Source organism: Joostella sp. (assembly GCF_048266025.1).
Taxonomy (GTDB): domain Bacteria; phylum Bacteroidota; class Bacteroidia; order Flavobacteriales; family Flavobacteriaceae; genus Galbibacter; species Galbibacter atrarenae.
The window spans coordinates 63,678-78,802 of record NZ_JBLXAF010000005.1; the positions used below are offsets into that span (position 1 = coordinate 63,678).

12 protein-coding genes and 1 other RNA gene are annotated in these 15,125 nt (G+C 35.2%); 1 reads left to right on the forward strand and 12 read right to left on the reverse strand.

The genetic code is table 11. The features are described 5' to 3' along the window. Positions 1-48: 48 nt before the first annotated feature. The 3 genes from nagB to ACN0TY_RS10265 form a co-directional block, all read right to left on the reverse strand. Entirely contained in the window at positions 49-1,986 is a 1,938-nt protein-coding gene (nagB, locus tag ACN0TY_RS10255; RefSeq protein ID WP_417444411.1) for a glucosamine-6-phosphate deaminase, read from the reverse strand. Positions 1,987-2,135: 149 nt separating this feature from the next. Next, positions 2,136-3,143 (reverse strand): 3-oxoacyl-ACP synthase III family protein, encoded by a 1,008-nt coding sequence (locus ACN0TY_RS10260; RefSeq protein WP_236960329.1) that lies wholly within the window; start codon positions 3,141-3,143, stop codon positions 2,136-2,138. Positions 3,144-3,280: 137 nt separating this feature from the next. Next, the gene (locus tag ACN0TY_RS10265) at positions 3,281-4,486 is read right to left on the reverse strand and encodes an NAD(P)-dependent oxidoreductase (protein WP_417444412.1); all 1,206 of its coding nucleotides are present in this window, start codon (positions 4,484-4,486) and stop codon (positions 3,281-3,283) included. Positions 4,487-4,728: 242 nt separating this feature from the next. On the opposite strand from ACN0TY_RS10265, the gene ssrA reads away from it, so the two are divergent. After that, positions 4,729-5,129, forward strand: a transfer-messenger RNA (tmRNA) gene (gene ssrA, locus ACN0TY_RS10270). Positions 5,130-5,369: 240 nt separating this feature from the next. Here ssrA and ACN0TY_RS10275 read toward each other — a convergent pair. The 9 genes from ACN0TY_RS10275 to ACN0TY_RS10315 all read right to left on the reverse strand — a co-directional run bounded on the left by ACN0TY_RS10275 (position 5,370) and on the right by ACN0TY_RS10315 (position 15,029). Then, entirely contained in the window at positions 5,370-6,677 is a 1,308-nt protein-coding gene (locus tag ACN0TY_RS10275; RefSeq protein WP_417444413.1) for a BatD family protein, read from the reverse strand. Beyond that, positions 6,661-8,385, reverse strand: coding sequence for a VWA domain-containing protein (locus tag ACN0TY_RS10280; RefSeq protein WP_417444414.1), 1,725 nt, complete (start codon positions 8,383-8,385; stop codon positions 6,661-6,663). The genes ACN0TY_RS10275 and ACN0TY_RS10280 overlap by 17 nt, the downstream gene beginning before the upstream one ends. Further along, entirely contained in the window at positions 8,378-9,301 is a 924-nt protein-coding gene (locus tag ACN0TY_RS10285; RefSeq protein WP_417444415.1) for a VWA domain-containing protein, read from the reverse strand. The genes ACN0TY_RS10280 and ACN0TY_RS10285 overlap by 8 nt, the downstream gene beginning before the upstream one ends. A 76-nt stretch (positions 9,302-9,377) precedes the next feature. Then, the gene (locus tag ACN0TY_RS10290; protein WP_417444416.1) at positions 9,378-9,866 is read right to left on the reverse strand and encodes a DUF4381 domain-containing protein; all 489 of its coding nucleotides are present in this window, start codon (positions 9,864-9,866) and stop codon (positions 9,378-9,380) included. Continuing rightward, the gene (locus tag ACN0TY_RS10295) at positions 9,863-10,804 is read right to left on the reverse strand and encodes a DUF58 domain-containing protein (RefSeq protein ID WP_417444417.1); all 942 of its coding nucleotides are present in this window, start codon (positions 10,802-10,804) and stop codon (positions 9,863-9,865) included. Before ACN0TY_RS10295 ends, ACN0TY_RS10290 begins: the two co-directional genes overlap by 4 nt. Before the next feature lie 32 nt (positions 10,805-10,836). Beyond that, entirely contained in the window at positions 10,837-11,802 is a 966-nt protein-coding gene (locus ACN0TY_RS10300) for an AAA family ATPase (protein WP_236959527.1), read from the reverse strand. Positions 11,803-11,832: 30 nt separating this feature from the next. Next, the gene (locus ACN0TY_RS10305; RefSeq protein ID WP_417444418.1) at positions 11,833-12,876 is read right to left on the reverse strand and encodes an HAD family hydrolase; all 1,044 of its coding nucleotides are present in this window, start codon (positions 12,874-12,876) and stop codon (positions 11,833-11,835) included. Between the two features lie 12 nt (positions 12,877-12,888). After that, the gene (locus ACN0TY_RS10310) at positions 12,889-13,587 is read right to left on the reverse strand and encodes a hypothetical protein (RefSeq protein ID WP_417444419.1); all 699 of its coding nucleotides are present in this window, start codon (positions 13,585-13,587) and stop codon (positions 12,889-12,891) included. Between the two features lie 5 nt (positions 13,588-13,592). Further along, the gene (locus tag ACN0TY_RS10315) at positions 13,593-15,029 is read right to left on the reverse strand and encodes an arylsulfatase (protein WP_417444420.1); all 1,437 of its coding nucleotides are present in this window, start codon (positions 15,027-15,029) and stop codon (positions 13,593-13,595) included. Positions 15,030-15,125 lie beyond the last annotated feature (96 nt).

Genomic DNA, 15,125 nt, shown 5'->3' on the forward strand with positions numbered 1-15,125 from the left:
AAGAAAATACTTTCGGGCTTTAGTTTTTTATATATTCTGTTTGTAATCTTAATAATCAAACCTTTTAAATGCTTCCATTGCGGCATAATCAGAAAGTCCAAGGTTTCTATAATGAGCAGCTGTCTTCTTATTTCTATCTTCAGCACGAACCCAAAATTCACGAAGGTCTTCTCCTTGAAATAATACACCATCTTTTTGTGTCTGATGGAAGAAAATAGCTTTTCTTTTTCTCAACACTTGATCTGGACTCATAGGAACAGCCATATCTATCTCATGGATCTCCCATTCGTGCCAAGCTCCTCTATATAGCCATAACCAACAATCTGCCATATAAGGCTCTGGTTTTAATTCTGCCATCGCTTTAAAAACAGCATCCAAACACACTTTATGTGTTCCGTGTGGATCAGCCAAATCTCCAGCCGCATATACCTGATGTGGCTTTACTTCAGCAATTAAATTTTTAACAATATCTATATCTTCTTTCCCAAGCGGACTCTTTTTAACAGCTCCAGTTTCATAGAACGGAAGGTTTAAGAAATGTACCTGCTCATCTGGAACATCAAAATAACGAGTTGCAGCAATCGATTCTCTTTTTCTTATAAGTCCCTTTAATTCTCGAACTGATAATGGATCAATTTCATTCTCTTTCTTCTCATTAATTCCAGAAATAGTTTCCTTCAACTTCTCTAACTCACTCCCTTCAGGAAGAAAATCCATTGCTACTTCAGCAAATTTTAAAGCATCAGCATTAGAAACAGCAATATTTCCTGAAGTTTGATAAGCTATATGTACTTCATGTCCTTGTTGCACCAATCTATCAAAAGTACCTCCCATAGAAATAACATCATCGTCTGGATGCGGACTAAATATAATAACACGCTTTTTAGCTGGAGATTTACGCTCTGGTCTATTCGTATCATCAGCATTAGGTTTTCCTCCAGGCCAACCTGTAATAGTATGCTGCAACTGATTAAACATTTCTATATTTAACTCATAAGAAGATCCTTTTTCAGCCAATAAAGAAGCCAATCCATTCTCATTAAAATCTTTATCTGTTAATCGTAAAATAGATTTTTCTACCTTATCACAAAGCCAAACAACTGCACGTTTTATCATTGGTTCGGTCCACTCTACAGCATCTACCAACCAAGGTGATTCTACGCGAGTTAAAAGAGAAGCAGCCTCTTCATCCAAAACAAAAGTCGTATTTGGATGGTCTTGAAGATAGGTTGCCGGTATCTGTGCCGACTCTTCACCTTCTATGGTACGCTTTACAATTTCAGCCTTTTTATGTCCCCAAGCCAATAAAACAATACGTTTCGCATTATTTACTGTTCCAACACCCATTGTAATGGCTTTCTTAGGCACATTTTCTATTCCAAGGAACGAACTAGCAGCATCTTCTCGAGTTAATTGATCTAGCGTGATACTTCTTGTTACAGAGTTAAAGTGAGAACCAGGCTCATTAAAACCAATATGTCCAGTTCTACCAATTCCTAGTAATTGAAAATCTAAACCTCCATGGGATGCAATTTTCTCCTCATAAGCTGCACAATAATCATTAACCTCATCTTGAGAAATAGTTCCATCTGGAATATGAATTTGATCTTTTGGAATATCAATATGATCAAATAAGTTTTCATGCATAAAATAATGGTAACTATGAATACTCTCCGGATTCATCGGGAAATATTCATCCAAATTAAAAGTAACCACATTTTTAAAACTCAGTCCCTCCTCCTTATGCATCATAATTAATTCTTCATATACACGGATTGGAGAAGAACCTGTAGCAAGTCCTAAAACACACTTTTCTCCTTTACTATCCTTTGTTCGAATAAGGTCTGCAATCTCTTTGGCAACGAGATAGGACGCTTTAGAAGACTTTTTAAAAATCACATTATGAATCTTTTCAAATCTACTATGTTCATAGGTTCCTACCTTTACATGTTTAACACTTTTTACTTCCTCGGAGTTTGTTTTCATTTCTACTAAATCGTTTTACGTTCAAAAAAAAGCGAATTATAAATATAGTAAATTCTTTACTATTTGTATGTAACTAAATTGTTATAAAAATAAAAAAGCAGCATCTCTAAAGATACTGCTTTGATTCGCATTATTTTATTACTAAAAAGTTACCACTTTATAATGGCACTTCCCCATGTAAATCCACTTCCAAATGCAGCTAATACAACGGTATCTCCTTCTTTTATTTTTCCTTGTTCCCATGCTTCTGTTAATGCAATAGGAATAGAAGCGGCTGTTGTATTACCATACTTCATTATATTATTATATACTTGATCGTCACTTAGCTTAAATTTCTGTTGAATAAACTGTGAAATTCTCAAGTTTGCCTGATGTGGCACTAACATATCTATATCTGCAGGCGTCAAATTATTAGCTTGTAAGCCTTCATTTATAACTTCACTAAAACGTACAACTGCATTTTTAAATACAAATTGCCCGTTCATATGTGGTAAATATGAAGTGTCTTCACTATCATTATCTTCTAAAATATCTGTTACCCATCGTTTTCCCATCCCTGGGGCTATTAATGCCAACTCTTCAGCATGCTCTCCTTCTGAATGTAAGTGAGTAGATAAAATACCTTTAGAATTATCTTCTTCTCTACTTAAAACTGCTGCTCCAGCTCCATCTCCAAAAATAACCGAAACGCTTCTTCCACGAGTAGTCATATCCAATCCTGTAGAATGAACTTCTGAACCAATAACAAGAATATTTTTATACATTCCTGTTTTTATAAATTGATCGGCAACAGAAATAGCATATATAAAACCAGAACACTGATTTCTAACATCTAGCGCTCCAACAGTTTTCATTCCTAAATCTCTTTGCACCAATACTCCTGGTCCAGGGAAATAATAATCTGGACTTAAAGTTGCAAAAACAATAAAATCGATATCATCTTTATCTAAACCAGAGCGCTCAATAGCAATTTTAGCAGCTTTAACACCCATAGAAGTGGTTGTATCTTCTCCTCTCACTACATGACGACGTTCTTTTATCCCTGTGCGCTCTTGAATCCAAGCATCATTAGTATCCATTACTTTAGACAAATCGTCGTTGGTAACTACATTCTCTGGGACATAATATCCTAAACCTGTTATTTTTGAATTATACATTAGCAAGCTTTTTTTTGAAAAAAATAAAATAATCGTAATTAGCTACGATTTTATTAAAAATTAGCGTCGCAAGTTACGTAATATTACTAACTCTTTAAAAAAGTGAACACTAAAAGATACTTAAAATTAATAACCCACTATTCCTTTTCCTCTATATAATCTTGAAGATAACTATATCGCTCTGTAAGTTTTCCACTAGAAGTCATCCTCGCTCGGTATAAAATTCCGTCTTTATCATTATTAAAAAATGCAGGAATCACATGTGCAATAAAGCTCTCCCCAAATCCAGCACTAGCATCGGCAGGAATTTCACAAGGGAGATTATCTACTGCCATTACTGCAATTGCATCTTTTTCTTTAAAGTCTGTTTCCAGTTCCGACTTAGGGTTATAACCATAAATAGGATCTGCAATTGTTGATGGTCGGATTGTTGTAGCTACAGGGCCATTAATATCACAACTTATATCTGCCACTACTTTTATTTTAAATTCAGGTTTCCTAGCATCCGCTCTCGTAAAAAGATACGGCGCTCCATCTCCATAAAAGTGTCCTGCTATATAGAAATCGGTTACTTGTGCAAATCTCATGAAATTAGACTCGTATTCTGATGGATTATTATAGAAATTTGAGATTTCAGAAAAAGCACCATCTTTACGTTTGTTATAATCTAAAACATCAATTTGGCAATATACAGCCTCTTCAAATTCATTATCTAAATATTCATCAACAGAAACTTCTTTAATCCCCATACCATCCAAAATCTCCTTAGCGCCATTCCCTACTCTTCCTGTTCCAGTAAGTAATATTTTTATCTTCGGAAGCGTAACATCAGATACTGTTTTTAATAGTGCTTTTATACTAGGTAAAGTTTCTGCCTTTGGAATGCTGAACAAATCGTATTTAAGTCCGTAAGTTCTAATACCATTATAAGCTCCTACAATACCTGCATAGCGACCAAAAGCAACTAGACGCTGCCCCTCAGAATTTGTAATTACCTCATGATCGTATAACTCGATGTTTTTTTCTAATACGGCTTGTAATAATCCTCTATTATAGGATTGCTTTTTTATGGTATGTGAAAAGAAAAAGTATTTTTTATTTGGAATTAGTTCTTCAATAGGAACTTCCTTAACTCCCAATAAAACATCACATTGCTTCATATCTTCTGAAACATGAAACCCTAATTTCTGATATTCTTCATCTTTAAAGGTTCTTATTTCTGAAGGCTCTACAATTATTTCTGCATCTGGAAATGCACGCTTGACAGCTTGGCAGGCTTCTGGTGAGAGCACAACTCTTCTGTCTGGCGGAGTTTTACGTTCTTTGATGATTCCGAATTTCATATATGAATTTGGTATAAAATTTGTTCTAAAAATACGTGGATATATGTAAATGTACAAGATTCCTATAGATTAATAGAAATTGTATTACATTTGCATCCCGCATTAGGGATAGTAGCGGCATCCTTTTTAAAAATTAATCCTGAGCTTGCCGAAGGATGAGTTTTTAAAAAGATACAGCGAATAGCCCGCCCCGAGTTTTTTTACGAGGGAAATGCACAAACAAAAGTTCTTTGAATACACATGGGGTCGACTGGTTTTGACAGCGAGTCTAATGAAAGTGTAAGCATGCAGAGCGCTGGGATATAGCTCTGAAATCTCATATTTCACATTTTTTCAAATGGCGAGAATAACTACGCTCTTGCTGCCTAATCTGAATTTATAGTAAGATTTTGGCCACGTTCCCGCAAGGCGGGAAGGCGAGATGTCTCTGGGTAGCCCTTGTTGATGGCGACCCGTATTGAGACACCATAAAAGTCAACATAGAAATGGTGTAGCTTCGGCACTATTTTAAAACTTAAGAAGCTAAGCGCGTAGTGGGCGGTTTTCGGTCAGCTGCGTGTCGACAATCGAACGAAAACTAAGCATGTAGAAAGCATTTTGATTGCTTGTTTGGACGGGAGTTCGAATCTCCCCGACTCCACAACACTCAAAAATATCTAGCACATTAAAGCTATTAAAAATGGCAAGCTGGTTTAGATATTTTTAAAAGATTTAAGGTGCCCATCATTTTTTTATGATGGGTATTTTTATTTGCAATAGTGGCTAATGGTGATCTTGAAAAAAATCTCCCCGACTCCACAACAAAAAAGCTCAACTAACTTTATAAAGTTAGTTGAGCTTTTTTTATAATATATACTCTTCTTATTGAAATACTTAAAAAAAACTACGGATTAATCCAATTAGTATCTACCGCTTGTGTATTTCTATTCAAATAATTCTTTCTAATGTTCTTCAATTTATGTGCATTTAATGAAGATGCGATGTTATTTATATCCACCTCTCTTTTGAGATCGTACTTCATTAATAAATAGTGAGCACTTGGTTCTTCTATATCTATCTCATCTATCCATCGATACAGTTTATCCATAATTTTATTTTTATTACTGCTTCCAACGGTACGCTTCAATTGGTTGAAATAATACAACTCTGAATTCCTATATGCTTTTCTACGTTTTATTATGTACGTAATTAATTTTCTAAGAAGATAAATTACTATCAATAATACCGCAATTACAATGATGGCAGCAATGATAAAGTCCTTCACAGAAAGTCCTAAAATTGTTAAAGGCTCTTTTTCTTTAGTTTCTGCAACAATCTTCTCTTCTTGGAGTTTTAGAGAATCACGAACACTTTCTAGCATTCCCAAATCTGGATTTGCTGCTACATTAACACTAAATCCTTTAATCGTTTTTTTATAAAGCTTCTGTCTATATGGATTATACCAAGTATATACTTTGTCTGGAATTACCGTTTCTCCTTCTTTCTCGAATAAATACTGAATAGTTTCTGTACGTTGAGCGCTAATAGCGGTTTTAGATTTATAACTATCTATTGTACTTCTCCCAGGATACATACTCACATTTGGGACAGTATCCCAAACGGTTGGTGGAATTAACTCTGGAACCGTCCCCCCCACTTTTCTTGTTATGGTACGAACTAATACATCTCCTACTTTTACATTATTACGATTTCCAGACCAACGTTCGCTAGCTGTTAAGCTTGAAGCCACTAACCATTCGTCGCCTTTAAAACTTGGCGGTGTTGGTTTAACTTTTATAACTTTCTCCTTCGTTTTTACGATACGTTTTACTCCTTTATATCCTCCTGGAGCAGGTGTTTCTACTTCAATTTCAAGAGCTGGGAAAGTAACATCATCTTCACTAAAGGGAAATACATGATAAATAAGTTGTACTCCAGCATAATTCTGACCATTTCTAGAAAACGATTTACTTACAGGTCTAAAATATATTGTAAAAGCACCATTTACTTTGATATTACCAAGGTCGAGTCCCGTTGTAAACCAAGTTGATGTATATACCGTAACACTTACTTGTACTGGCTCGCCAACATAAACGCTCGATTTATTTAAGCTCACTTCACCCCACAACGTTTGTGATGTTGCTTTAGAAGAAACAAACAAACATAGCATCAGCGCTAAAACTACATATATAACATTACCATTCTGTTTCATCTGTACTTTTAGGTTTAATGTTATACTTCTTTACTTGATATTTAAATTTTCGTTGTAAAAACAGCGTTGGATCATCATCAACTTTACGCATCAAAACTTTATCTTTATTTTGTTGTTGCATACTCGCTTTAACATCATCGGGCACTTCATCAAGCTCTTTTCCTTTACGAATATCTGTGTCTACATTTTCCTCTTTTCGCTTCTTCTTCATATCCTCTTTGGTAGCTTCTTGTCCACCACCACTAAGGTCTTCCATATCCTCATTCCTCTCATTCTTAGCTTTCTGTTCTCCCGCGGATTCTTCTGCATTTTCTGCGCTCATCTTATCGGTTCCAGGGAGCATTTTTTGAAGCATATTATTATTTGCTACAGCAGCATCCATGGTTGGATCCATTTCTGCAGCCATTCCAAATGCATATTGAGCAGCGGCATAATCTCCGTTCTTAAAATATGCCAATCCTAAATTATAAGAACCTACAGCCGTTGTATCTTTAGAAAAAGCTGTTATTGCCGATTCATAATCTTCATCTTTAAAATAAGCTACTCCTTTTCTTAATGGATCTTTATAGGCTTCTGCAGCTGCTTTATAATCTCCAGCATCTGATAATCGTTGCCCTTGGTAATCTTCTGTATACCATAAATCTTGAAAACTAGTCTCACTATTACAAGATGTTAAAAGGACAAAAACCAATCCATAAAGCACCCATCCTTTACGATACCACAACAGCATACAAAATGCCATAGGAACAACTAGCAACAAACCAGCGTCTCTCCAATCGTCTTCCTTTTCTTCGGGCTTTTCATTAAAGACTAAGTTCTTACTAATTTTTTTAGCTATTAGCTCCACATCACTATCATCTAAAGTAAGTGTTTGTACATCAATCCCTTCAATAGCCTGTAAACTTGCCATTATATTAGCATCTAAAAAAGATCTTACTGGTTCCCCTTTACTATCTTTTATATTATACCTACTATTTGGTGAAGGAATCTCAGACCCCCCAACAGTATTCATAGGTAAAATGATAACTTTATTTTTTGATTCTCTGACAAAATTGTTCAGAATCATTCTTTCTTTTTCTGAAAAATCATCTGAGAATAATACAATTGTACCAGGCGCTTTTGTGACTTGCGTTAATGAATCTCCTAGAACTAATGCCGCATTTAAATCGGATCCAGGAAAAGGCATCGTTGATGGTTTTAAACCTTCCACATGGCTTTTTACAATCTCATAATCTTTAGTTAATGGAACTATAGTGTGTGCAGTCCCAGCAAAACCTACAAGAGCCATTCTCGCTCTTGGATTATATTTTATAAGATCTTGAATTTTAAATTTAGCACGTTCCAATCTATTAGGCTGGATATCTTCTGCCATCATACTTTGTGACAAATCCAATAACACAACCATTGGTGTTTCTAACTTCTGACCTGGCACTTCTACTTTTTTCCATGTAGGTCCAGCTAATGCTAGAATCCCAAAAGCCATTGTAAAAAGTAAAAGCATATGCATCCAGAATTTAGCTGTGTTACTTCCTTTAGAAATAACATACTTACGTAAATGTGGAGCAATGATCTTCTTCCATTTCATTTCTTGGCGCATGGCTATTAAACTAATAATTACCAAAACCAATACAGCCACCAATAACCACAGAAATTGCGGTCTTAAAAAGTGAAAATCACTCCAATTTATAGGAAATAAATCTTTATACATGGCTTTCCTCCTTTTGATTGATGCGTTTAAATAACTTTATTAAGGTTAAAAAGAACATCATTAATAGTATAATTCCAATTGCTGCACCCAATGGATAATAGTAAAGAAGAGTTACAGGTTTGTTCTCCTCTTCTTCATATTCTATAGGCTCCAATTTATCTAGTTCAGCATAAATCTGCTCTAATCTTTCTTTATCTTTTGCTCTAAAATATTGCCCGTCTGTAAGATCAGCAATATCTTCAAGGGTTCTTTCATCTAAATCATTTCCTGCTCCACCTGGATCTCCAATTCCTACTGTATAAATCCTTACTGTATCTTTTTGTGCAATATCAGCAGCATCAAGTGGTAAAATATCTGTTCCAGCATCCACACCGTCCGTAAGCAATAACATTACTTTCGTCTTTATAGTGTCTTTCTCAAACATTCCTACACCTTTAGTAATGGCTTTTCCAATATGTGTCATTTGCCCAGCCATACCTACGTCGGCTTCTTCCAGCATTTGATCTACCACTTCTAAATCTGGCGTAAAAGGCGCTTGGATATATGAACTAGAACCAAAGAAAATCAATCCCATTCGATCTCCTTCTCTTTTCTTAATAAAGTCGTGCATTACATCTTTAACGGCATCCCATCTACGAACTTTCTTACCATCTATTTCCCAATCTTTTTGCGCCATACTAAAAGAAATATCGGCTGCAATTAAAAAGTTTCTAGATGTTTTAACTTTCATTTCTGGTTTTCCTACCAACTGAGGCGAAGACAATGCTCCAAGAATTAATATCCAACATAAAAACATACAAATCCATACGAATAGGTTTCTACGTTTTACTAAAGCTGCTTTCTTTGGTTTTTGATTGGTATATTCTACCGCATAATCAAATACAGGATAAAATAAAGATGCACTTTTTATTCGCACGGACGGAAAGAGTACATATACCAAAAAAGGCAATGGAATCAAGAAAAATACCCACAGGTTCGCTATTTCAAAATTATCAGGCATGTGTTTTTATCCATTTTTTTGAGTTTAACAAAATAGCAGCTTTTTGCTTATCACTTGCCATATCACTTTTATATACTGTCGCTTCAATATCTTTTTCTAAGGAAAGAAATGCTACTCCTTTTCCGGTTCTATCTAAAAACTCTAACCACGATTTTCCATATAAACTTCCTACCTCATCACGACCGAAAGTTCTAATAGCAACTATCTTTAGTATTGCTAATGTCTCTCCTATAGAATTAACTACTTTTAATTTATTTAAAGCTTCTCTACGATATGCATTTCGTCTATAATTTCTTATCATGAAGTAAGCCGATATGCATAACACTAGAACAACTATTACTGCTAATATTTTCCATCCTACAGTTTCGAAAGTAAACGGTATAGGATCTGGCTCATATAGCTTTTCGAGCTGCAACGATTTTAACTCATCAGGAATAGAATCCTTTTGTATAGTATCGGTTATTTGTTGAACACCTATCATTTAACTGCGCTTAATTTTCCTAATACTTCTCTTAATTGATCGTCTAAAGGTTGTACCGTATCGACCATAAAAACAGGTACTCTATACTTTTTCATTTCATCTTGAAAATTGTAATAGTTGGTATCAAAACCTTCTTTAAAAGCCTCTCTAGTTGCTTTGCTTTTTCCATCTATTACAATCTGATGTGTTGTATTACCAGCTACAAATTTTTGCTTCGGAATAATGTTTTCCATAGGATCTGAAACTTTTGCCAACACCAAATCGTTATGTTGAGATATTGCAGCAATAGATTTTATCAACTTAGGGGAATACCTTAAAAAGTCACTAATAATCACCACTAAAAAATCATGCGTTACTATATTGTTGATACGCTGAATAACATCTTTTAAAGCACTCTCAAACTCAACAGGTTTTGATGTTTTTAACTCGTGATTTCGCTGTACAATTTTTTCTAAAAGATTCAATACATTCTTTCTACTGCGCTTTGGTTTCACAACATCATAGCCATCATCAGCAAAAACAATTCCTCCTACTCTATCTCCTTCTTTTAATACTCTAAAAGCTGCTACTGCTGCCAATTCAGCTGCAACTACAGATTTAGTGCGCACTTTAGAACCAAAAAACATAGATTTAGATTGATCGACAACAATAAGTATCGGCTTCTCCTTTTCTTCAGTGTATACGCGTGTGTGTGTCTTTTGAGTTCTAGCAGTAACTTTCCAATCGATATTTCGAATATCATCACCATTTACATAATTACGAACCTCTTCGAACTCTAATCCACGTCCACGAAGTTTTGAAGCATGTTTTCCCGACAATGAACTATTCACCTTATGTTTTCTAGATAAGAAATTAAGGTTTCTAGCCGAGTGTTCTTTTTTCATTAACTCGGATAAAGAAGTAAAAACGTCTTGAGGATATTCTTTATTTTTTGCCATACGAACACATCATAAGATTGTAGTAACTTATATTAAGCAACTACAGCCACTTGTTTTAATAATTCTCCAATTACATCATCAGCACTAACACCTTCTGCATTGGCTTCATAACTCAATATTAAACGGTGACGTAGACAATCGTGAACTACAGCACGAATATCATCTGGAGCTACAAAATCATTTCCTTTCATCCAAGCGTGTACTCTACAAGCTCTATCAATAGCGATAGATCCCCTTGGACTAGCTCCATAATCTATCCAAGAAGCTAATTGTTCGCTATATTTTGACGGGTAACGTGTACCTGATATAATGTCAACAATATACTTCTCCATAGCCTCAGAGATTGTCACTTTAGCGATTTCTTTTCGTGCATCAAAAATAACTTGAGGTTCTAGCAGTTCATGTGGTTTCTCTTTAGTCTTTTTCTGCTCCTCTCTATTAAGACGAAGAATTGCTAATTCGGAAGCATCATCTGGATAATCAATTATAACATGCATTATAAAACGGTCCATTTGAGCCTCTGGCAACGGATATGTTCCTTCTTGCTCAACAGGATTCTGAGTTGCCATTACCATAAAAAGAGGTTCCATAGTATAGGTTTTTCCAGCTACAGATACTTGTCGTTCTTCCATCGCCTCTAATAAGGCACCTTGAGCTTTTGCAGGAGCTCTATTGATCTCATCCGCTAAGATTAAGTTACTAAAAATAGGTCCTGGTTGAAACACAAATTTATCCTCTAATTCTGGTTGATAAATTTCGGTTCCTGTAATATCAGAAGGTAATAAATCTGCTGTGAATTGGATACGACTTAATCCGCAATTTAACTCCTTAGCTAAGGTCTTAATTGCCCTTGTTTTTGCCAATCCAGGTAATCCTTCTAACAGCATATTACCATCTGCAAGAAGTACTAATATAATTCGTTCTATTAATGTATCTTGCCCTATAATGGCGCTTCCCATTCTTTCTTTCAGGGCAGTTATAGACTCGTGTGGTGTCATACTATATTATTTACAATTAATATATTGTTCTTATTGAAAACTAAATACTTGTTTGAAGTCATTTTTCATATCTACAATCATCCAATTCTTCTCTTTGGCTTCTACTAATGCAGATTCTAAATGTCCACTTACTGTTTTGGTATCATATGCAAACTCACGCTCTGCATCAGTATGATGTAATAAAATACATAAAGATTTGTATTTAGAGCTATTTGTGTATTGCATCATTGCTTGATCTCCATCACTATTTCCTCCACACAAAACAGGCTTTTTACCTATAAATCTATGAATCGCTTCTGGTTTCTTCGTTTTATCATCATTAAAGAAAGGTCCCATTTCCTTAGAAACTGTTGGCACACCATCTACGATTTCATATTTTAATTCTCCATAACTCCCAATCACTTGGTAAGGTGGAATTCCGTATATTTCTTCAGTCCATACACGCATAAAATCTGCACCACCTCCACTTACGATAAATGTTTTGAAATCATGAGCTCTAAGATACTTCAATAACTGTACCATAGGTGAATAAATCATCTCCGTAAATGGTTTATCAAAGCGTTTGCTTCTAGTAGTATCTATCCATTTTCTAACAGAGCTATTAAACTCATCTTCAGTACGTGCATTGTGAGTTTTATTCATTAAGTCTACTAGACCAGCTACTCCCTTCTCTTTAAGAGGCTTGTAATCTCCTTTAACGGCAGCACTTAAGATAGGATCTTTTTGCCATTCAGGTTTATTTGGATATTCAGCTTTTAAATAATCAATAGTGTATTGTAACTGATTAGGAATAGGTTGCTCTGTCCATAGCGTACCATCATTATCAAAAACAGCAATTCTATCTTCAACTGGAATAAAATCTGCTGAAGATTCATCTGTAACCGCCGCTACCCAATCTACGATTCTTTTCTTAGGAGCATCTGCCCAAGCATCTAATGAGTTGTCATTGCTAACACTAGCAGTTTCTACCCCTTCCTCAACTATTGAACTTTTTTCAGACGCAGGAGCGCCTTCTTTACAACCAACATTAAGCATTAATGTTGCTGCTAAAAATGTGAAACTTATTTTTTTCATATCTCTTCTTTTTTAAAATAAAAACTTAATACCTGTATAAAGCATAGGTTCCGTATTAACTACATCATATTGTGGTTCTAGAAATAAGTTAAAAACGGTTCCATCTGTTTTAAATATTTTACCCACACCAGCACCAAATGGCACCTCATGCTGACCAGTAACAAAATTAAAAAGCATTCTTGGATGCCCTCTAAAATACCATCCATGCTCAAAATCATGATAAATTCCAGGCTGTAATTCCATCATAAAAACATCATTACCACCTTGCAAGGTTACTAATGAAATAAACTTCCATGTTCCGATTTTGCTTACTGATACAAAGTTCACACCTCCTGCAAATTTATTTTCATGCAAATAACTTACTACCGCTCCAACTCCAAATTGATGGTTACCATCTTCAGAATGAAAAAGCCTGGAAACTAAAAAATTAGCACTGTTAAATTGATTCTCATTAGGCCTATAATCATCATCATAGTTAAATGCAGTGTCAACCTCATTTCCGTAGTTAAATTCATATTCAGCAGTAAAACGGTAAAACCATTTACCGTAAGTCATATTCCCTAATATCTGTAATCGAGACTGATTATCTCCATAAAAACGATTCCAAATACCCAGAGTTGGACTCGGATCAATAGGATTATTAGCGTCTTGTGCAGCAAGGTTAGGAATGCTTAAAAGAACAATTGCTAAAAATGGTAAAATGTATTTCATATTGATTATCTTTTAGGTTTATATGGCTCTGGAGTTCCTAAGATAATTGGAGGCTCCTCTTTTAAAGTTGCTTGAAATTTTAATACTTGATGTGTAATAGCAGGTAATACCCATGTTAAATTTTGAGCTCCTGTAGAGTCATCCCCCCCATGAATTCCATATAATTCTTTAGGATCTCGAAGTAAATCGTGTACTCTAGGGAAATTATGCTTAACAGGTTTGTCAAACATACTTTCGTGCTTATAATAATGTATTTTAAAATTCCTCCATTTATAGGCAAACATATCGTCTCCATTATACACTGGAAATCCTTCTCTTTCAGATTTTGTAGTCTCTCCTTTAAAAAGTGGCATTTGATCAACTCCATCTATTATTCTATCTGAAGGTACTTTATAACCAGCAACATCAGCTAATGTTGGCATTACATCTGTCATATGAACAATTTCATTAGATTTTTGTCCTTCTGGAATTTTTCCTGGCCAACGTATTAAGCATGGTGTTCTTAAAGAACCTTCCAAAGCTGTAAAGTAAAAACCTCTCCAATAACCCGCTGTACCGAACCAGTTAGGAGCCTCTTCAGGACCATTCTCACTCATCCAAATGACGATTGTATTTTCACGCACTTTTAAGTCATCTATAGCATCTAATATTTGCCCCGTGTTTGAGTCGATCTCCATTAATACATCTCCCCATGATCCGTTTCCAGATTTACCTTCAAATTTAGGATTAGGTAATGTTGGTAAATGCGCTAATGTATATGGAAGGTATAAAAAGAAAGGTTTATTGTCTTGCACTTGTCTTTTCATGAAGTCTATAGATTTTTCTGTAAGTTCACCATCTATAGTTCTTCTTGTATCTACATTGTATTCTTTAACTTTTTTTGGTGTACTTCCTTTTGTAGCTTCCACTATTTGTGGTGGAGAAACTACCGTTGGGTCGTAACCTGCCTGTGATGTATATTGAGACTCATCTGTAGTATTTGCAATTCCGTACCATTCATCAAACCCTTGATCGGTAGGATAACGCCCTTTCATATCTCCCAAATGCCATTTCCCGTACATGGCTGTAGCATATCCTTGTTCAGAAAAAAGTTCAGCCATGGTTTTTTCCCATCCGACTAAACCATACGGCAATCCCCAAACCACTTTTGTTGTTCCAGATCTTATTGGGTGACGCCCGGTCATTAAAGCCGATCTACTTGGCGTACATTGTGGTTCAACATTAAAATTAAGGAGTTGCATTCCTTCTGATGCTAGTTTATCTAAGCGAGGTGTTTCTGCTCCTCTTAGTAAACCTCCTCCGTAAGCACCAATTTCACCCCATCCAAGGTTGTCCATAACAATAACAACCACGTTTGGTTTCTCTTGGGCATTGGTAGCACTTAAAAAAGCACTAAATAATAAGAAAAGGACAAACCTATTTTTGAAATTATCAATTTTCATAATTAATAAAATTATACGCAAGGTGATTTCCTCACATAGTTTAATAAAACTATACTAGAATAGTATTTCTTTTAGGTATAAAGGGGGAAGTAATTC

Coding starts and splice junctions, on each gene's coding strand:
- ACN0TY_RS10275 (WP_417444413.1), bottom strand. CDS start 6,677: ATGAAACAGAATGGTAATGTTATATATGTAGTTTTAGCGCTGATGCTA.
- ACN0TY_RS10315 (WP_417444420.1), bottom strand. CDS start 15,029: ATGAAAATTGATAATTTCAAAAATAGGTTTGTCCTTTTCTTATTATTT.
- ACN0TY_RS10305 (WP_417444418.1), bottom strand. CDS start 12,876: ATGAAAAAAATAAGTTTCACATTTTTAGCAGCAACATTAATGCTTAAT.
- ACN0TY_RS10310 (WP_417444419.1), bottom strand. CDS start 13,587: ATGAAATACATTTTACCATTTTTAGCAATTGTTCTTTTAAGCATTCCT.
- nagB (WP_417444411.1), bottom strand. CDS start 1,986: ATGAAAACAAACTCCGAGGAAGTAAAAAGTGTTAAACATGTAAAGGTA.
- ACN0TY_RS10260 (WP_236960329.1), bottom strand. CDS start 3,143: ATGTATAATTCAAAAATAACAGGTTTAGGATATTATGTCCCAGAGAAT.
- ACN0TY_RS10290 (WP_417444416.1), bottom strand. CDS start 9,866: ATGATAGGTGTTCAACAAATAACCGATACTATACAAAAGGATTCTATT.
- ACN0TY_RS10265 (WP_417444412.1), bottom strand. CDS start 4,486: ATGAAATTCGGAATCATCAAAGAACGTAAAACTCCGCCAGACAGAAGA.
- ACN0TY_RS10295 (WP_417444417.1), bottom strand. CDS start 10,804: ATGGCAAAAAATAAAGAATATCCTCAAGACGTTTTTACTTCTTTATCC.
- ACN0TY_RS10300 (WP_236959527.1), bottom strand. CDS start 11,802: ATGACACCACACGAGTCTATAACTGCCCTGAAAGAAAGAATGGGAAGC.
- ACN0TY_RS10280 (WP_417444414.1), bottom strand. CDS start 8,385: ATGTATAAAGATTTATTTCCTATAAATTGGAGTGATTTTCACTTTTTA.